Below are 18,682 nucleotides of genomic sequence, written 5' to 3'. Positions count from 1 at the left end.
TGCTCCGTTCTCTGTCGGGGGATGGTGGGCCGGGCGGGTGTTAACAAGGGGCCCTTTCTCTACAGGATGCGTTAACAAGGTGCCCCTCCTTTCACAGCCGGCCGGCGCGGCGTTCGGTGGCCAGCAGCCACACCAGGTAGCCGCCGCCGAGCGCGCCGGTGACGACGCCGACGGGGAGCTGGTGGCCGGGGAAGCCGCGCTGGGCGATCAGGTCGGCGGCGACCAGCATCGCCGCGCCCAGCGCCATGGCGGCGGCCAGGTTGGGGCCGGGCGCGCGGGTGAGCCGGCGGGTCAGGTGCGGCGCGGTGAGCGCGACGAAGTTGACCGGCCCGGCGGCCGAGGCGGCGACGGAGACCAGCAGCACCGCCGCGACCAGCAGAGTCGTGCGCAGGCCCCGCACCGGCACGCCGAGCGCGGCGGCCGTGTCGTCGCCCAGCTCGGTTATCCGCAGCGCGGGCCCGCAGGCGAACAGCACCACCGGCACCGCCACGGCGAGGGTGACGGCGACGGGCACCGCCTGCGCCCAGCCGCGCCCGTCGAGGCTGCCGGTGAGCCAGAGCACGGCGCGGGCGGCGTCCATGAGCTGCGCGCGGGTCAGCAGCCAGCCGTTGACGCCGGTGAGGATCGCGGCGACGCCGATGCCGGCGAGGATCAGCCGGTGGCCGTGCGCGCCGCGCGCCCAGGCCACCGCCCACAGCAGGACGCCGGTGGCCAGCCCGCCGGCCACGGCCGCGCCGGCCAGGGCGAGGGTGCCGCCGCCGACGACCACGACGAGGAGCGCGCCGGTGGCCGCGCCCTGGGTGACGCCGAGGATGTCGGGGCTGCCGAGCGGGTTGCGCACGAGGGCCTGGAAGACCGCGCCGCCGAGGGCGAGGGCGGCACCGACGAGCAGCGCGGTGACGAGCCGGGGCAGCCGCAGCTCGCCGATGATGAAGTCCTCGGCGGGGGTGCCGCCGCCGGCGAGGGTGCGCAGCACGTCGGCGGGGCTCATCGGGTAGTCGCCGCCGCCGATCGACAGCACGCCGAGCGCGCCGGCGGCCAGGGCGCAGCCGATCCCGACGAGCAGGGCGCGGGCCCGGAACCGCACCGACCAGCCTCGGACGCGGACGACGCTCACGCGCGCACCGCCCGGGTGCGGGTGACCAGGTGCAGGAAGAGCGGCCCGCCGAGCACGGCGGTCATGATGCCGACCTGGAGTTCGCCGGGGCGGCCGAGGACCCGGCCGGCGACGTCGGCGCCGAGCAGCAGCACGGGGGCGAGCAGCGCGCACGCCGGCAGCAGCCAGCGCAGGTCCGGCCCGGTGAGGGCGTGCACGAGGTGCGGCACGAGCAGCCCGACGAAGACGAGCGGCCCGCAGGCGGCGGTGGCCGCGCCGCAGAGCAGCGTGACGGCGACGATGACGGCGGCGCGGACCACGGCGGGGTTGGCGCCCAGCGCGCGGGCCTGGTCGTCGCCGAGGGCGAGGGCGTTGAGCGGGCGGGCCGCCGCGAGGGCGATCACCAGTCCGACCGCGACGAACGGCAGCACCCGGGCCACCGTGGCGAGGTCGGCGCTGGCCAGCGAGCCGACGGTCCAGAACCGCATCTTCTCCAGCGAGGCCGCGTCGAGCAGCATCACCGCGCTGACGTAGGAGTAGAGGGCCGCGTTGAGGGCCGCGCCGGCGAGGGCGAGGCGGGCGGGGGTGGCGCCCCGGCCGCCGCCGACGGCGTAGACGAGGGCGGTGACGGCCGCCGCGCCGGCCAGGGCGAACCAGACGTACCCGCCGACGGTGGCGACGCCGAGGAACGCGGCGGAGCTGGCCACGGCGGCGGACGCGCCGGCGTTGATGCCGAGCAGCCCGGGGTCGGCGAGGGGGTTGCGGGTGACGGCCTGCATGATCGCGCCGGCCACCCCGAGGGCGGACCCGGCGAGCAGGCCGAGCAGGGTGCGCGGCAGCCGCATCTGCTGCACCACCGCGTGCGCGGGGGAGGCGGGGTCCCACAGTCCCGCCCAGACGTCGGCGAGGCCGAGCTGCCGCGCGCCGACGGCGAGGCTGACCGCGCACACGGCCGTGAGCAGGGCTGACGCGGCCAGCAGCCCGGCGACCCGGGCCGCGGGTCGGCCGCGTCGCGGTGGTGGGGCGGGGGGCGTCGCCGTCGGCGCGGGTGCGGTCGGCGACGAGTCGGTGACGGACAGCGGAAGCTCCTGTGTGGTGGAAATCGATCGCTGAGGGCTGTTGACAATAACTTAGGTTAGGGTAACTTAACCTCGCCCTTGGTCATCGGACCACCCCGGAGCGGAAAGAAGCCGTCATGCCCGTACCCGTGTCCCGCCCGCGCCTGACCCGCCGCGGCCTGCTCTCCGCCGGCGGCGCCCTCGCCGTCAGCGCCCTGCTCGGCGGTTGCGGCGGCTCCGACGACTCCGCGTCGCCGGCCGGCACCGGCGGGCCGTGGTCGTTCACCGACGACCGGCCCGAGAAGGTGACCCGGGACGCCACCCCGACCCGGGTGGTCGCCTTCACCGGCGTGGCCGCGGCGCTCGTCGACTTCGGACTCGACAGCCAGCTCGTCGGCGTGTTCGGCGAGACCACCCGCGCCGACGGCTCGAAGGAGCCGCAGGCCGGCGACCTCGACGTCGGCAAGGTGACGGTGCTCGGCAACGTCTGGGGCGAGTTCAGCATCGAGAAGTACGCCGCCCTGCGCCCCGAGCTGCTGGTCACCCACATGTACGACCCGGGCGCGTTCTGGTACGTCCCCGACGAGAGCAAGGACAAGATCCTCGCCCTCGCGCCCACCGTCGCCATCCAGACCGCCCGGGTGCCGATGAGCCAGCCCATCGAGCGGTACGCCGCCCTGGCCGCCGCGCTCGGCGCCGACCTGAAGGCCAAGAAGGTCACCGACGCGAAGGCCCGGTTCGAGGCGGCGGCCGAGAGCGTCCGGCAGGCCGTCAAGGCCAACCCCGGCATCAAGGTCCTCGCCGCGTCCGGCAGCCCCGACGTGTTCTACGCCTCCAACCCGAAGGTCAGCACCGACCTGATGTACTTCGCGGAGCTGGGCGTCGACATCGTGGTGCCGACGAAGCTGGAGCAGGGCGACTACTTCGAGGCCCTGAGCTGGGAGAACGCCGACAAGTTCCCGGCCGACCTGATCCTGCTGGACAACCGCACCACCGCCCTGCAACCGGCCGACCTGGCGAAGAAGCCCACCTGGGCGGCGCTGCCGGCCGTCAAGGCCAACCAGGTCACGCCGTGGGACGCCGTCCCGCGCTTCTCCTACGCCGGCGCCGCGCCGCTGCTGGAGAACCTGGCGAAGGCCATCAGCGCCGCGAAGAAGGTGAGCTGACGCCGTGGCGGGCACCCCCCGCTCCCACCTGTTGACCACCGGCACCGCCGAGGACTACCGGCGGGTGCTGGCCGAGGGCATCGACCGGGTCGGCACCCGCATCGCGCGCACCGACCGGCCGTTCAGCGGCGTCACCCCGGCCGCGCTCGCCCCGGCCGTGGCCGCCGTCGACCTGGACCGGCCGCTCGCCGACGCCACCGCCGCCCTCGACGAGCTGGAGGAGGTGTACCTGCGCGACGCCGTCTACTTCCACCACCCCCGCTACCTGGCCCACCTCAACTGCCCGGTGGTGATCCCGGCGCTGCTCGGCGAGGCCGTGCTCACCGCCGTGAACTCCTCGCTGGACACCTGGGACCAGAGCGCCGGCGGCACCCTCATCGAGCGCCGCCTCATCGACTGGACGGCCCGGCGCATCGGCCTCGGGCCCGCGGCCGACGGCGTCTTCACCAGCGGCGGCACCCAGTCCAACCTCCAGGCCCTGCTGCTGGCCCGGGAGGAGGCGTGCGCCCGTGACCCGGCCCCCCGCCGCGAGCTGCTGCCCCGGCTGCGGGTGCTCACCTCCGCCGCCGGGCACTTCAGCGTGCAGAAGGCCGCCACCCTGCTCGGCCTCGACGCCGACGCCGTGCGCACGGTGCCCACCGACGCCGACCGCCGGATGTGCCCCGACGCGCTGAACGCCGAGCTGACGAGCTGCCACCGCGACGGGCTCACCGTGATGGCCGTCGTCGCCACCGCCGGCACCACCGACTTCGGCTCCATCGACCCCCTCGACGCCATCGCCGACCGGTGCGCCGCCGCCGGGGCGCGGCTGCACGTCGACGCCGCCTACGGCTGCGGGCTGCTGGTCTCGCCCACCCGGCGGCACCTGCTCGCCGGCATCGAACGCGCCGACTCGGTGACCGTCGACTACCACAAGTCGTTCTTCCAGCCCGTCTCCTCCAGCGCCCTGCTGGTGCGCGACGGGCAGGTGCTGCGGCACGCCACCTACCACGCCGACTACCTCAACCCGGCCCCCCGCGCCAGCGGGGAGCAACTGCCCAACCAGGTCGACAAGAGCCTCCAGACGACCCGCCGCTTCGACGCGCTGAAGCTGTGGCTGACCCTGCGGATGATGGGCCCCGACGCGGTCGGGGAGCTGTTCGACGAGGTCATCGACCGGGCCGACGGGGCGTGGCGGCTGCTGGCCGGCGACCCCCGCTTCGAGGTGGTCACCCGGCCCACGCTGAGCACCGTCGTGTTCCGCTACCTGCCGCCGGCCCCGGCGGGCCACCTCGCCGACGACGCCAACCGGCACGCCCGCCGCGCCCTGGCCGCCTCCGGCGCGGCCGTCGTCGCCGGCACCCGGGTCGACGGCCGGCAGTACCTCAAGTTCACCCTGCTCAACCCGGAGACCACCCTCGACGACGTGGCGCACGTCGTCGACCTGATCGCCGCGCACGCCGACCGGTACGTGTGCGAGCGGGCCGCCGTCGCCCCCTGCCCGGTCGGCTGACCGGCGACCGTGCCCACCACCCCGACCCCGCGCAGAAAGCGACCCCATGCCCACCCGTGACGTCGTCGCCGTCGGGCTCGGCCCGTACAACCTGGGCCTGGCCTGCCTCGCCGAGCCGCTGTCCGACCTGGACTGCCTGTTCCTGGAGGCCCGCGACACCTTCGACTGGCACCCCGGGATGCTGCTGGAGAACGTCCGGTTGCAGACCCCGTTCCTGGCCGACCTGGTCACCCTCGCCGACCCCACCTCGCCGTTCTCGTATCTCAACTGGCTCAAGGAGACCGGTCGGCTCTACCCGTTCTACATCCGCGAGCGGTTCCACCCGCTGCGCAGCGAGTACAACGCGTACTGCCGGTGGGCGGTGCAGAAGCTGACCACCGTGCGCCTCGGCCAGCGGGTCACCGCCGTCACCCACGACCCGGCCGACGACGTGTTCGCGGTGACCGCCACGGTCACCGCCACCGGCGAGACCGTCACCCACCATGCCCGCAACCTGGTGCTCGGCACCGGCACCCCGCCGCACGTGCCGGCGGCCTGCGCCGGGCTCGGCGGCGACGGCGTCGTGCACTCCTCCGACTACCTGGCGCACCGCGACGCGTTGCGCCGCCGCCGCAGCGTCACCGTCGTCGGCTCCGGGCAGAGCGCCGCCGAGATCTACCAGGACCTGCTGGCCGACATCGACACGTACGGCTACCGGCTGAACTGGGTCACCCGCTCGCCCCGGTTCTTCCCCCTGGAATACACGAAGCTCACCCTGGAGATGACGTCCCCGGACTACGTCGACTACTTCCGCGCCCTGCCCGAGGCCACCCGCTACCGCCTCGAAGCCGAGCAGAAGGGCCTGTTCAAGGGCATCGACGCCGACCTGATCAACGACATCTTCGACCTGCTGTACGCCAAGAGCATCGCCGGGCCGGTGGACACCCGGCTGCTCACCAACACCGAGGTGACCGGCGCGGAGCCCGCCAACGGGGCGTACGCGCTGCGGCTGCGCCACGTCGAGCAGGGCGGCGAGTTCGACCTGACCACCGAGGGGCTGGTGCTGGCCACCGGCTACCGCTTCCAGGTGCCGGACTTCCTCGACCCGGTGCGCCACCTGCTGCGCTTCGACTCCCACGGCCGCCTCGACGTGGCCCGCGACTACCGCGTCGACCACGCCGGCCGGATCTTCCTCCAGAACGGCGGCACCCACACCCACAGCGTCACCTCGCCCGACCTGGGCATGGGCCCGTACCGCAACTCCGTGATCATCCGGGAGCTGCTGGGCCGCGAGCCCTACCCGGTGGAGCGGCGCATCGCGTTCCAGGAGTTCGGCGTCCCGGCGGGGGTGGGGGCGTGACCGGGACCCTCTACACCCGCACCGACCCCCGGCTCGGCGAGTTCGCCCTGCGTACCCTCGACCCGGCCGCGGACGCCGCGCTGCTGCACTCGTGGGTGACCCACCCGAAGGCCGCGTTCTGGCTGATGGGCGACGCCGACGTGGCCCGGGTCGCCGCCGAGTACGCCCGCATCGCCGCCGACCCGCACCACGACGCGTTCGTCGGCCTGTGGCGCGGCGAGCCCGCGTTCCTCGTCGAGCGCTACGACCCGGCGCGGGTCGAGCTGGCCGGGCGCTACCCGGCCCGCCCCGGCGACGTGGGCATGCACTTCCTCTGCGCGCCCACCGACACCCCGGTCTCCGGCTTCACCCGCGCCGTCATCACCACCGTGATGGCGTGGCTGTTCGCCGACCCCGCGCACCGCCGAGTGGTCGTCGAGCCGGACGTGCGCAACACCGCCGTGCACGCCCTCAACGCCGCCGTCGGCTTCACCCCCGCCGGCACCGTCGCGCTGCCCGCCAAGACCGGCCTGCTCTCGTTCTGCACCCGCGCCCAGTTCGCCGCCGCCACCGCGGCTCAGCCCCAAGGACCGGACACCGTGGACCCGCAGGACGCCGTCGCCCACCTCACCCCCGGCACGTGGGCGCGCGCCAACCGGCTGCTGGTCCGCAAGGCCCTCGCCGAGTTCTCCCACGAGCGGCTGCTCACCCCCGAGCCCGTCGGCGCGGCCCCGGAGCCCGGCGCGTCCGCCGTCTACGAGGTGCGCAGCGACGACGGCGCCGTCGCCTACCGGTTCGCCGCCCGCCGGCTCGCCCTCGACCACTGGCACGTCGACCCGGACAGCATCACCCGCCGCCGCGACGGCGTGGAGCTGCCCCTGGACGCCCTCGACCTGTGCGTGGAGCTGCGCGGCGCGCTCGGCCTCACCGACCGCGTGCTGCCGGTCTACCTGGAGGAGATCACCTCCACCCTGGCCGGCTGGGCGTACAAGCTGGACCGGCCCGAGATCCCCGCCGCCGAGCTGGCCCGCGCCGACTTCCAGACGGTCGAGACCCGGATGACCGAGGGTCACCCCGGCTTCGTCGCCAACAACGGCCGCATCGGCTTCGGCATCGACGAATATCACCGGTACGCCCCGGAGGTGGGCCGGCCCGTGCGGCTGCTCTGGCTCGCCGCCCACCGCGACCACACCACCTTCACCTGCACGGCCGACACCGACGCGGACGCGCTGTACCGGGCGGAGCTGGGCGACGACGCGCTCGCCGGGTTCGCCGCCACCCTCACCGGCCTCGGCCTCGATCCGGCCGACTACCTCTACCTGCCGGTGCACCCGTGGCAGTGGTGGAACCGGACCGCCGTCACGTTCGCCGCCGACGTGGCCGAGCAGCGGCTGGTCTGCCTCGGCCCCGGCCCCGACGAGCACCTCGCCCAGCAGTCCGTGCGGACGTTCTTCAACGTCACCCGGCCCGAGCGGCACTACGTCAAGACGGCCCTGTCCGTGCTCAACATGGGCTTCGTGCGGGGCCTGTCGGCGGCGTACATGGAGGCCACCCCGGCGATCAACGACTGGCTCGCCGACCTGATCGCCCGCGACAAGGTGCTCGCCTCCACCGGCCTGACGATCCTGCGGGAGCAGGCCGCGATCGGCTACCGCAACCGCCGGTTCGAGGCGGCGACCGACCGGTACTCCCCGTACCGCAAGATGCTGGCCGCGCTGTGGCGGGAGAGCCCGGTGCCGGGCCTGGAGCCGGGGCGGCGGCTGGCCACCATGGCGTCGCTGCTGCACGTCGACTCGGCCGGTGGGTCGTTCGTCGCCGCCCTGGTCGCCGAGTCGGGGCTGCCCGCGCCGGTGTGGCTGCGCCGCTACCTCGACGCGTACCTCACCCCGCTGCTGCACTCCCTCTACGCCTACGACCTGGCGTTCATGCCGCACGGCGAGAACGTCATCCTGGTGCTGCGCGACGGGGCGGTGGAGCGGGCGATCTTCAAGGACATCGCCGAGGAGATCGTGGTGATGGACCCGGACGCCGACCTGCCCGAGGCGGTGCACCGGGTCCGGGCGAACATCCCCGAGGGCGAGAAGATCCTGTCGATCTTCACCGACGTGTTCTCCTGCTTCCTGCGCCACCTCAACGTGGTCTGCACCGACGCGGGGCTGCTCACCGAGGAGGAGTTCTGGCGCGCGGTCGCCGACTGCGCGGCCGACTACGCCGCCCGGGTGCCGCACCTGGCCGACCGGCTGGCCCGCTACGACCTGTTCGCGCCGGAGTTCGCGCACTCCTGCCTCAACCGGCTCCAGCTCCGCGACAACCAGCAGATGGTGGACCTGTCCGACCCGTCGGCGGCGCTCCAGTTCGCCGGCACCCTGGCCAACCCCATCGCCCCGTACGCGCCACGCCGCGCCGCCTGACTCCTGGCGGAAGCGGCGTGCCGGCGGGCGGGCCAACCGGGGCCTGCCCGCCGGCGCTCCGACGCGCGGGTGTCGCGGCGCGCTCAGCTACGCGTGCTCCACTGCTGGTTCTGCTGTCCGTTGCACGACCAGAGGATCAGCTTGGTGCCGTTGGCCGTGGCGGCGCCGTTGGCGTCCAGGCAGAGCCCGGACTGGGCGTTGGTGACGGTGCCGTTGCTGTTGAGGTTCCATTGTTGGTTGGCGCCGCCGTGGCAGTCCCAGATGATCACCTGGGTGCCGTTGCTGGTGCCGGCGCCGCTCGCGTCGAGGCACTTGGTGCCGTACACCTGGAGTTGCTTGGCGGCGGTGTAGGTCCAGCGTTGGGCCGTGCCGCCGGTGCAGTCCCACAACTGGGTCTGGGTGCCGTTGGTGGTGCTGGCGTTGGGCACGTCGACGCAGCGGCCGGACTGGCCCCCGACGAGCTGGACGTTCTGTTGCGGGGTGCCGCCGCCGGCCGGCGCGTATCCGGCGGCGGCGATGTTGGCCTGCACGGCGTCTTCCGTGGCGTTCGACGGATAACCCGAGGTCAACACGCCCTCGAAGAAGGTGCCGCGACCGGAGACGCTGTTGTCGCCGCCGATGCCGAGCAGGATGGCCCCCTCCTTCTTCATCGGGTGGTAGCCGCTGGGGCGCTGCCCGTCGAAGTAGTTCGTCAGGCCGCCGGACTGGGCGTTGCCGCCCCGGATGGCCCAGTGGTTCGGCTCGCCCTTGACCATGGCGGTCACGAAGCGGTGGTTGATCGGCGCGAGCTTGTTGTATCCCGCGTTCACCCCGGAGAACAGCCCCCACTCCAGGTCGGCCATGATCCAGGGGCCGGCGCCGTCGCCGTAGCCCCACTGCTTGTCGGCGCCGAAGTAGACGGTCTCCATGATGGCGCGGGAGTCCGCCTGGCCGTCGGTCTGCGCGTTGCCGTAGTCGAAGCAGCACCACTGGTTGTAGTGCGTGCCGTCGACGACCGCGTAGATGCCCTCGGGCTGGTCGCCGGTGGCGACGCCGTTGGTGTTGTTGTTGCGGTAGCCGGTGCCGGGCGCGACGTAGACCCCGTACGCCTTCTGGCCGCCGACGGTGATCGGGGCGGCCTTCGCGTCGGCGAGGTTGTCCCAGCCGCCCGGGGCGGGGCCGGGCCAGTAGCCGGGGGGCGCCTGGGTGAGGCGGTTGTTGCGGCCGGACTGGTCGTAGATGATCGTGATGACGCAGGTCGTGCTGGCGCAGAACGTGTCCTGGGTGGCGGCGTTGGCGTAGCCGCCCGCACCGAGCACGCCGACGTCGCGGGTGGTGTTGTCCGACGCGCGTCGGACCTGGTAGAGCGGCCCGTTGTACGCGCCGTACAGCGCCCGGGTGGTGCTGTGCGCGGCGACGCACGGCGTGCCGCCGGAGGCGTAGATGTCACACGGGCCGGTGGTGGCGGCCCGCGCCTGCGGCGCGCCCGAGACCACATAGCTGGCGGCGCCGGCGACGAGGACCACCAGGGTCCCCGCAGCGGCCAAGAAGCGCCGCAGTCCTGCTTTCGCTCTCATCGAAGCATCTCCTGCGCTGGGTGGGGGTGAGCGCGTCCGCGCCGTCGGGGCGAACGCGGCCGGACCGCTGGCTCCCAGGCGAGACGCAGACGTCACACGTCATACCCATTACATTAATCTCAGTCGATGGCCATGTGCCAGGTGTCGACGGGCTCCACCGGCAGAGGACCCAGGTCGGGGCCTCGTCACGCGCCCGGGTACGGGCGGCGGGTCAGCGTCGCGTGCAGCATGGTGGTGAGCGTGACGATGTCGAACACCGGCAGGCCCAGGCGCGCCTGGACGGCGTGCGCGAACGGCACCAGGTCCGTGCACTCGATCACCAGTGCCCCCAGCTCGGGGTGCGCCCCGGCGAGCCGGTCGACGCGGTCGAGCACCTCCCGTTCGAGCCGGTCGGCGTCGAGCGCGTCGCGGCGGCCCTCCAGCATCACCTCGGTGAACTCCGGCTGCCCGGCCATGCCCGTCACCCGCACCGGCACGTGTTCCGCGCCGATCGCGGCGAGGTGGCGCGGGGTGAGCGCGGCCTCGTCGGCGACGAGCAGCCCGACCGGCCGGCCGACCATCCGGTGCGCCAGGTCGAGCTGGAGCAGGCTCGACGACCACAGCGGCACCGACACGGCGGCGGCCAGCTCGGCCTGGAACAGCACCAGGAACCCGCACGCCCCGGTGATCCCGGCGACCCCGGCGGCCTCCAGGTCCCGGGCCGCCGCCACGAACGGCTCCAGCAGCGTCGGGTCGGCCTCCCGGACGAGCCGCTGCGGCGTGGCCCCCTCGACGACCCGGTAGACGACGGGGAAGTCGAAGGTGGCCGGGTTGCGGATGTGCCCGGGGATCTTCTCGAACGAGGTGTCCAGGCAGAGCACGCCGATCGGGGCGTCGGTCATCGGTTCCTCCGCGAGTCGGTTGCGCCGCGACGGCATCATCGGTTCCTCCGGGCGAACGGGCGACGCCGCCAGCGGTCCACGGCGAAGGGCGCGAGGTCCAGCTCGGGGCGTTCGCCGCCGACGAGCTGGGCGACGAGCCGGCCGCCCGCCGGGGCCAGGCCCATCCCGATGTGACCGTGCCCGGCGGCGACGACCACGTTGCGGCACGCCCCGGGCCGGCCGAGCAGCGGCAGGCTGTCCGGGGTGCAGGGGCGCAGCCCGCTCCACACCCGCACCCGCCGGTCGGTGTCCAGCCCCGGCAGGTACGCCGCGACGGTGCGCACGATGCCGTCGACGCGGCGCGGCGAGACGCTGGTGTCCATGCCGACCAGCTCCAGGGTGCCGGCCAGCCGCAGCCGGTCGCCCAGCGGCATGACGGCCACCTTGCCCTCGCTGAGCAGGATCGGCAGCCGGGGCGGGTGCGCGCCGGCGGCGACGTCGACCGCGTACCCCTTGGCGGGCTGGAGCATCAGGTCGACGCCGAGCCGGCGGGCGCAGGCCACCGACCAGACCCCGGCGGCGAGCACCACCTCGGCGGGGCGCAGGTCGCCGCCGCTGGTGCGCACGGCCCGCACCCGGCCGCCGGTCACCTCGAAGTCGCGTACCTCGGTGTGGGTGCGGATGTCGACGCCCGCGGCCCGCAGCGCGTCGGCGAACGCGACCAGGAACGCGGGGATGCGCAGCGCGGCCCCCTCGGCGTTGAGCAGGGCCCCGGCCACGTCGAACGCGACGTCCGGTTCGAGGGCGGCCAGCTCGCCGGGGTCGAGCACCCGCAGCGGCACGCCCCGGGCGACGGCCGCCGGCACGGAGGCGCGGGCCGCCGCGAAGCCCTCCGGGGTCCGGCAGGCCAGCAGCATCCCCTGGGCGGTGAGGGTGTCCGCGAGCGGGCCGGTCGCGCACACCTCGCGCAGGATGGCGAGGCTGCGCTGCTTCAGCGTGAGCAGCACGTCGAACGCGGCGCGGGCGTGCTGCTCGGTGCAGCGGCGGCGGAAGTGCCACAGCCAGGCCAGCAGGGCCGGGTCGGGGCGGGGGCGCACGTGGAACGGGCTCTCCGGGTCGAGCAGGTAGCGCAGCCCCTTCGCCGGCACGCCCGGCTCGGCCAGGGGCGCGGCGCCCTGGGTGCCGACGAAGCCGGTGTTCCCTGACGAGCAGGCCGCCGGGTCGCCGATCTCGCCCCGGTCGACGACGGTGACCCGGTGCCCGGCGCGGGCCAGGAACCAGGCGCAGAACAGGCCGACGACGCCCGCGCCGACGACCAGCACGTCGGGGTCGTCGCCGGGCGGGCGCGGCGCGGGCGGCGTCGGCATCCCGGCGGCCTAGAGGCTGACCACGAAGAAGCAGGTGGGCAGGTTGAGCACCACCCGCTCGTAGATCTCGGCGGTCAGCGCCACCCCGGGCTCGGCGAACGTGCCCGGCGGCGGCTCGGCGAAGGAGATCATCGACCGGCCGGCGTCGAACAGCAGCGCGCCGTGGCCGAAGTCGCCGACGATCGCCGTGCCCGGGTCGACCAGCCGGGTCCGGACGATGAACACGCCGTTCTCCTCGACGTCGCGCATCAGCGTGCCGGAGCCGAGCAGGCGGTAGTAGTCGGCCGGGTTGATGATCAGCCCGTCGGCGGTGCTGCCGTTCTGCTCCACCTCGTTGCAGGCCGACAGGATGGTGGAGCCGAACGGGCCCGGGTCGGTGAGCCGGGCGATGTCCGGCATGGTCAGCAGGCCGCCCTCGCCGCGCAGGATGGTGACGTTCTCGGCGGTGGCGAGCCGCACCACCAGGCGGTAGTTGATGAACTCGGCGAAGCTGGTCGGGTCGTCCCACAGCCCGTCGGGCACCTGCACCCACGCCTTCGTGGTGTGCAGCGGCGGGATCGGCGAGCGGTGGAAGTGGTTGGCGGCCTCCCGCCGCAGGTCCGCGCCGTCGACGGCCGGGTCGCCGGGCCGGGCGGGGCTCTCGTGCCAGTAGAACTCCTGCGGGTCGCGGGACAGGTCCACCACCTTCAGCATGTTGCGCGACGGGTAGCGCGGCTTGCGCCGGGAGCTGGTCAGCGAGTCGGTGATGGTGACGTCGTAGTCGACGCGGGTGTCGAAGCCGCCCTCGGCGAAGGCGTCGACGAAGACCTGCCCCGGCGAGAGCTGCTTGCGGCGGTCCTCGACGACCTCGGCGATGGTCCGTTTGATGACGTCGGTTCGTTGCATCGGGCGCACACCTTCCGGTCGGTTCGTCGTCACTGCGCGTCGGTTCGGGTCGTCACTGCGCGTCGGGTCGTCACCGCGCGGCGGGCTTGCGGGCGACGAACATCCCCCAGCCGAACTCGCCCCGGTCGATGGCGGCCTGGATCTCGCCGCAGGACGCGGCGAAGCCGAGGATCCACTCCCGGGCGGCCGGGTCGTCGGTGGCGGCGGCCCGCTGCCGGGCCGTCTCGCCGAGCACCCGGTACGTCTGCCGGATGTGGGCGTCGAGGCTGCGGGCGGTCAGCACCTCGAAGCCGGCGGCGGTCAGCGCCTCGGCGTACCCGTCGAGGGAGTAGCCGCCGCTCCACCGCACCCGGTCGTAGACGTGCCGGCGGGCGGCCTCGCCGATGTCGGTGGTGGGCTGGAGGAAGTCGGTGACCGCGAGGATCCCGCCGGGGGCGAGGACCCGGTGCATCTCGGCGTGGCTGCGCGGCTTGTCCGGCACCAGGAACAGCGCGTCCTGGCTGACCACGTGGCTGAAGGCCCCCGCGTCGTACGGCATGGCGGTGGCCGAGCCGTGCCGGAAGGTGACGCCCGCGGTGCCCCGCTCGGCGAGCTTGGCCTGGGCGAACCGGACCCGCTCGATGCTCAGGTCCAGGCCCTCGCCCCGGCAGCCGGTCTGCCCGGCCAGCCGCAGCAGGAAGTTGCCGCAGCCGCAGCCGACGTCGAGCACCGTCGACCCGGCGTCGATGCCCGCCTCGGCGGCCAGCAGGTCCGAGGTGCGGTCGGCGGCGGCGTGGTAGTCGGTGTCGGCGTCGTCGGCGAAGTAGCCGGTGTGCAGGACGCCCTCGCTGTCCCAGAAGCTGAGGTACGTCTGGGTGGTCTGGTCGAAGAACTCGGAGACGTCCCGCTCGGTGAACGTGGGGCTGGTCGTGGACATCGCGCACTCCTTCGTGCTGTGCCGCCGGCCGGCGAGGCCGCCGCCGGGATGGGGATCTCAGGCGTAGGTGTCCTTCCGGACGCCGGTGAGGTGCGGCAGGTCCGGTCCGGTGGCGCTCGCGCCGCCGTCGACCAGGTGCACCCCGGCGGTGACGAACGAGGCCCGCTCGCTGGCCAGGAACGCGGCCACCGCCGCGACCTCCTCGGGGCGGGCCAGCCGGCCCAGCGCGCTGTGGTGGCCCATGGCGGCGAGCTGCCCCTCGACGTCGCCGTCGTCGCCGGCGAGCCGGGCGGCGGCCCGCTCCATCGGCGGGGTGCGCACCGAGCCGGGGGCGAGCACGTTGACGGTGATCCGGTCGCGGGCCACGTCCACGGCGAGGCCCTGGGCGAAGCGGACCAGCGCGGCCCGGGTCACCCCGGACAGCAGCAGCGGGGCGATCGGCACGGCGGCGGTCTCCGAGGCGACGAAGACGAGCCGCCCCCAGCCGGCGGCGCGCAGGTGCGGCAGCGCCGCGAGGGCCAGCCCGACGGCCGGCAGCAGCACCCGGTCGACGGCGGCCCGGTAGTCGGCCGTCTCGAACAGGGTGGCCGGGCCGATCGGCGGGCTGCCGCCGCTGACCAGCAGCACGTGCGCCGCGCCGAGGTCGGCGGCCACCCCGTCGACCCAGCGGCGGGCCGCGTCGGCGTCGGTGACGTCCACGACGGTGGCGCTGACCCGGCCCTTCGCCACCCCGGCCAGCTCCCGCTCGGCGGCGGCGAGCCGGTCCGGGTCCCGGCCGCAGATCGCCACGTGCGCGCCCTCGGCGGCGAACTCCTTCGCGCAGGCCAGCCCGATGCCGCTGGACCCGCCGGCGACGAGCGCCACCCGTCCTGTGAGCCCCAGATCCACGTCTCCTACCTTCCGCCGGTCGGTGACAGCCGGCCCGCCCCGGCCGACCGGTAGCCGTAGCGGGTGAACAGGGGCTGGGCCAGGGCGGTGGCGGCCAGCCGGTCGGCGGGCGACAGGGTGCGCCGCCACGCCTCGTCGCTGTCGCGGATCACGGTCGGGCCGCTGCGGAACCGGTCGGGGTTGCCGGTCACCGTGTGGTTGGTGCCCAGCTCGACGGTGCGCCCGCGCACCGGGTTGCCGGCCGGGTCGGCCCCGCACAGCCGCAGCAGCGCGTCGACCGTGCCGGCCGGGTCGGCGGTGAACGACTCGTAGCGCAGCAGCGTCGCGCGCTGCGGGTGCCGCCGGGTGATCGCCGCCGAGGCCAGGTTGAACCCGTGCCAGTACGCGGTGCTCCTGGCGGCCGACATCGCGTACACGTACTGCTTCGGCTCCCGCCAGGAATGCGCCACGGCGCGCGGGTCGCGCACCAGGTGCACGTAGTACGGGGTGATCCCGGGCAGGTGCGCCAGCAGGGCCGCCTCGCCGGGGATCTTCGTGGTGTCCACGATGGTGTGCGCGCCGGTGCGTTCGGCGACCGCCCGGTAGACCCGGCCCATCAGCTCGGCGTGGGCGCGGATCTCGTCGTCGTACAGGCCCCGGCGCAGCACCCGCCAGGTGTGCCGGGTGCGGACCCGGGACCGCTGGCGGCCGATCACCTGTTCGGCGTGCGCGTCGGCCGACAGGCCGGCGGGCCGCCCGACGGGCAGCACCCGCGACCAGATGTCGCAGGCGGTCAGCTCCCGGCCGCAGCCGCACAGCCCGTTGACGCCCCGGCCGGTGGAGTTCTTCCACAGGAAGTGCAGCTCGCCGACGTGGAAGAAGCCGGGCACCTCGTTGAGGACGTTGCCGATGATGGTGCTGCCGTTGCGGCACCAGCCGGTGACGCACAGGACCGTCAGGTCGCTCATGCCGCGCGGGCCTCCGTCCGTTCGCTACCGGACATCCCGGTGCCGCCCGTGCCGGCCGCCGGGCGGCCGATCCACGTCGCCATGGCCGCCGCCGCGACGGCGCAGGCCGCGCCGACGCCGAACACGGCCGGGTAGTCGAGCCGCGCCGCGACCAGGCCCGTCACCGGCCCCCACACGGCGAGCCCCAGATCCCAGAACGAGGTGTACGCCCCGATGGCCGCCCCCTGCCGCGTCGGCTCCGCCCGGTTCATCACCATCAGCGCCAGCGACGGGTGCAGCAGCGAGAAGCCGACGCCGGTGACCACGCCCCCGGCCACGGCGACGGGCAGGTTCGGCGCGAGCGCGACGATCGTCAGGCCGACCGCCTCGCCGGCCGCCGACCAGGCCGCCACCCGGCGGGGGCCCAGCTTGTCGGGCAGATGGCCGATGACCAGGCGGGTGCCGGCGTACACGGCGCTGAAGCAGCTCAGCACCAGCACGCCGGAGCCGATGCCGCGCGCGTCCAGGTGCAGCACGACGAACGCGGCCAGGCCGGCGTACCCGGCGGCGCCGAGGGCGAGCGCCGTGCCGGGCAGCAGCGCCGGGCGCAGCAGCAGCCCACCGCCGCCCCTGGATTTCCCGCGCGCTGCGGCCCCGGGCTCCCCGGGTGGCACCGGGACCACGGCGATCAGGGCGGCGGCCAGCAGGGGAGCGGCGGCGGCGAGCGCCCAGACGGCGGTGAAGGAGACCTGTTGCAGCGTCGCGCCGAGGAAGGTGCCGGCGGAGATGCCGCCCCACATGCTCACCCCGTACAGGCCGATGAGCTGGCCCCGGCGGTGGTGCGGGGCGAGCGCCACCGTCCACACCGCCCCGGCGGTGAACAGGGCGGCCTCGCCCGCGCCGAGCAGCAGCCGCACCGCCACCAGCGCCGGCACCGCGAGCGGCAGGAAGTAGAGCAGCCCGCCCAGGGCCGCGACGAGCGCGCCGACGAGCATCACGGTGCGGTGGCCGTACCGGTCGGCCAGCGCGCCGGCGACGGGCCGCACGAGCAGCGCCGTCCCGGCGGTGACCGTGACGACCAGGCCGACGACCAGGTCCCCGGCGGCGTGCCGGTCGCGCAGGAACGCCGGCAGCACCGGGATGACGGCGGTGAGGCCCAGGTAGCCGGCGAACAGCCCGCCGAAGATGCCGACCAGGGCGGGGCGCGGCACGGCGCGGCCGGGGTCGTCCGTCATCGGCCCACCGGCTCCGCCGCCCCGGCCGGCGCGACCACGGGGCCGGCCGGCCCGGTCGACGGCGGCCCGACGGGTGCCGCGTCCCGCGCGGCGGCCACCTTGCGCACCGCCCGCACCAGGTCGTCGCAGTCGTCGGGGGTGAGGTTCGACGACAGCGGCACGTCGACGGCCTCGCGCAGGTAGCCGGCGGTGCGCGGCAGCATCGCCCGGATCGCGTCGACGTCGTCGGTGTCGTACGCGAACCGCCAGTTCCAGAACGCGCGGACGTTGAGGTCGTCGTCGGCGCCGATGTTGCGCGCGTCGATGCCCTCCCGGCACAGCGCGCGGGCGAACCAGCCCGCGTCGCCGCCAGGCACCCGGAACACGAACGCCTCCCCGAGATACGCCCCGGGGGCGACCGGGCGGCGGATCGCGATGCCCGGCACGTCGGCCAGCGCGGCGGCGACCCGGTCGTAGTTGCGGTGGAACAGCCGCAGCCGCTGCGGCAGCCGGGCCATCTCGGCGCGCAGCAGCGCCGCGCGGATCTCGTCCATGCGCAGGCTGAGCAGGGGCAGGTCGAGGCCGGTCAGCGGCGGCTCGGCGTCGGGGAAGTGCCGCCGTAGCCGCCCCTCGTACGCCCCGGACAGCGCCACCGCGCGGGCGAACAGCTCGGTGTCGTCGGTGACCAGGAAGCCGCCCTCGCCGCAGTTGAGCGCCTTGTCCGACTGGGTGCTGAACGCTCCCGCTGCCCCGAACGTGCCGAGCTTGCGCCCGCGCAGCTCCGCGCCGAGCGCGGGCACCGCGTCCTCGATCAGCGGCACGCCCATCTCGGCGGCGAACGCGGCGAGGGCCTCGGCGTCGGCGGCGAAGCCGCGCATGTGCACCACGAGGATCGCCCCGATCCCCGGCTGCCAGCGGCGGCGCAGGTCGTCGAGGTCCATCCGCAGGTCCTCGTCCACCTCGACGAGGAACGGCTGGCAGCCGGCCATGACGATCGCGCTCGGCGTGGCGACGAACGTGAACCCGGGACAGGCGACGAGGGAACCCGGGGGCACCCGCGCCGCCATGATGGCCAGGGCGAGGGCGGCGGTGCCGCTGGACACGGCGAGCGCGTGCCGGGTGCCGAAGAAGCGGCACAGCTCGTCCTCGAACCGGCCGCACTCGGTCTCGTGCTGCGGCCGGTGGTCGTAGCGGAAGTAGAGGTGGCTGCGCACCGCCCGGCAGGCCGCCTCCTCGTCCTCGGGGTGGACGAAGACCGCGCCCTTGTCGTAGGTGGGCCAGGGGGTGCTCCGGACGGGCGCGCCGCCGTGCAGGGCGAGGCGGTCCTCCGGTCGATCAGGGCGCGTCGCCGGCCGTGGCCGGGGCGGCGCGGGAGCTTCGTCGTTCCCGTTCACCGGCGGACTCCTCGCTCGTTCCTGACGGGTGTTCCGCCGGCTTTTCTCCGGCCCGCGGAACGATGGCCGGCGCGCGTCCTGCGGACAGCACGAATAGCCCCACTGACGTGGGAGAATTCGTCGATCCGGAATCGC

Annotated in this window: 15 protein-coding genes; 4 read left to right on the top strand and 11 right to left on the bottom strand. The window is 74.6% G+C overall.

Annotation, left to right across the window (positions count from 1 at the left end; genetic code table 11):
* Positions 1-91: 91 nt before the first annotated feature.
* Together HDA31_RS15845 and HDA31_RS15840 are read right to left on the bottom strand one after the other, a co-directional pair.
* Positions 92-1,117 (bottom strand): FecCD family ABC transporter permease, encoded by a 1,026-nt coding sequence (locus tag HDA31_RS15845; RefSeq protein WP_178064619.1) that lies wholly within the window; start codon positions 1,115-1,117, stop codon positions 92-94.
* Positions 1,114-2,223 (bottom strand): FecCD family ABC transporter permease, encoded by a 1,110-nt coding sequence (locus HDA31_RS15840; protein WP_178067362.1) that lies wholly within the window; start codon positions 2,221-2,223, stop codon positions 1,114-1,116. Before HDA31_RS15840 ends, HDA31_RS15845 begins: the two co-directional genes overlap by 4 nt.
* A gap of 68 nt (positions 2,224-2,291) precedes the next feature.
* On the opposite strand from HDA31_RS15840, the gene HDA31_RS15835 reads away from it, so the two are divergent.
* The 4 genes from HDA31_RS15835 to HDA31_RS15820 are packed head-to-tail and all read left to right on the top strand — an operon-like array spanning position 2,292 to position 8,541.
* The gene (locus tag HDA31_RS15835) at positions 2,292-3,320 is read left to right on the top strand and encodes an ABC transporter substrate-binding protein (RefSeq protein ID WP_178064620.1); all 1,029 of its coding nucleotides are present in this window, start codon (positions 2,292-2,294) and stop codon (positions 3,318-3,320) included.
* 4 nt (positions 3,321-3,324) lie between these two features.
* Complete coding sequence (locus HDA31_RS15830; protein WP_178064621.1) at positions 3,325-4,812, top strand: pyridoxal phosphate-dependent decarboxylase family protein; 1,488 nt, start codon at positions 3,325-3,327, stop codon at positions 4,810-4,812.
* A 46-nt stretch (positions 4,813-4,858) separates the two neighbouring features.
* A complete protein-coding gene (locus HDA31_RS15825) occupies positions 4,859-6,151 on the top strand; it encodes a lysine N(6)-hydroxylase/L-ornithine N(5)-oxygenase family protein (RefSeq protein WP_178064622.1) in 1,293 nt (430 codons plus the stop codon).
* Entirely contained in the window at positions 6,148-8,541 is a 2,394-nt protein-coding gene (locus HDA31_RS15820; RefSeq protein ID WP_178064623.1) for a GNAT family N-acetyltransferase, read from the top strand. The genes HDA31_RS15825 and HDA31_RS15820 overlap by 4 nt, the downstream gene beginning before the upstream one ends.
* Positions 8,542-8,624: 83 nt before the next feature.
* Here HDA31_RS15820 and HDA31_RS15815 read toward each other — a convergent pair whose 3' ends face one another.
* From HDA31_RS15815 to HDA31_RS15775, 9 genes are all read right to left on the bottom strand, one after another.
* The gene (locus HDA31_RS15815; RefSeq protein ID WP_178064624.1) at positions 8,625-10,097 is read right to left on the bottom strand and encodes an arabinofuranosidase catalytic domain-containing protein; all 1,473 of its coding nucleotides are present in this window, start codon (positions 10,095-10,097) and stop codon (positions 8,625-8,627) included.
* A 185-nt stretch (positions 10,098-10,282) separates the two neighbouring features.
* Positions 10,283-10,978, bottom strand: a complete 696-nt coding sequence (locus HDA31_RS15810) for an aspartate/glutamate racemase family protein (RefSeq protein WP_178064625.1) — start codon at positions 10,976-10,978, stop codon at positions 10,283-10,285.
* A 35-nt stretch (positions 10,979-11,013) separates the two neighbouring features.
* Entirely contained in the window at positions 11,014-12,324 is a 1,311-nt protein-coding gene (locus tag HDA31_RS15805) for an NAD(P)/FAD-dependent oxidoreductase (RefSeq protein WP_178064626.1), read from the bottom strand.
* A 9-nt stretch (positions 12,325-12,333) separates the two neighbouring features.
* Positions 12,334-13,209: a family 3 encapsulin nanocompartment shell protein gene (locus HDA31_RS15800; RefSeq protein ID WP_043963336.1), complete on the bottom strand. Its 876-nt coding sequence runs from the start codon at positions 13,207-13,209 to the stop codon at positions 12,334-12,336.
* Between the two features lie 70 nt (positions 13,210-13,279).
* Entirely contained in the window at positions 13,280-14,125 is an 846-nt protein-coding gene (locus HDA31_RS15795) for a methyltransferase domain-containing protein (protein ID WP_074476217.1), read from the bottom strand.
* A 57-nt stretch (positions 14,126-14,182) separates the two neighbouring features.
* Complete coding sequence (locus HDA31_RS15790; protein ID WP_178064627.1) at positions 14,183-15,013, bottom strand: SDR family NAD(P)-dependent oxidoreductase; 831 nt, start codon at positions 15,011-15,013, stop codon at positions 14,183-14,185.
* Positions 15,014-15,018: 5 nt separating this feature from the next.
* Positions 15,019-15,960, bottom strand: a complete 942-nt coding sequence (locus HDA31_RS15785) for a sulfotransferase (RefSeq protein WP_178064628.1) — start codon at positions 15,958-15,960, stop codon at positions 15,019-15,021.
* Positions 15,957-17,174: an MFS transporter gene (locus HDA31_RS15780; protein ID WP_178064629.1), complete on the bottom strand. Its 1,218-nt coding sequence runs from the start codon at positions 17,172-17,174 to the stop codon at positions 15,957-15,959. Before HDA31_RS15780 ends, HDA31_RS15785 begins: the two co-directional genes overlap by 4 nt.
* Complete coding sequence (locus tag HDA31_RS15775; RefSeq protein ID WP_178064630.1) at positions 17,171-18,547, bottom strand: DegT/DnrJ/EryC1/StrS family aminotransferase; 1,377 nt, start codon at positions 18,545-18,547, stop codon at positions 17,171-17,173. The genes HDA31_RS15780 and HDA31_RS15775 overlap by 4 nt, the downstream gene beginning before the upstream one ends.
* Positions 18,548-18,682: the final 135 nt, after the last annotated feature.

Source organism: Micromonospora carbonacea, assembly GCF_014205165.1.
GTDB lineage: Bacteria > Actinomycetota > Actinomycetes > Mycobacteriales > Micromonosporaceae > Micromonospora > Micromonospora carbonacea.
The sequence above is the reverse complement of the archived record's forward strand: the minus strand, read 5'-3'. Positions and strand labels throughout refer to the sequence as shown.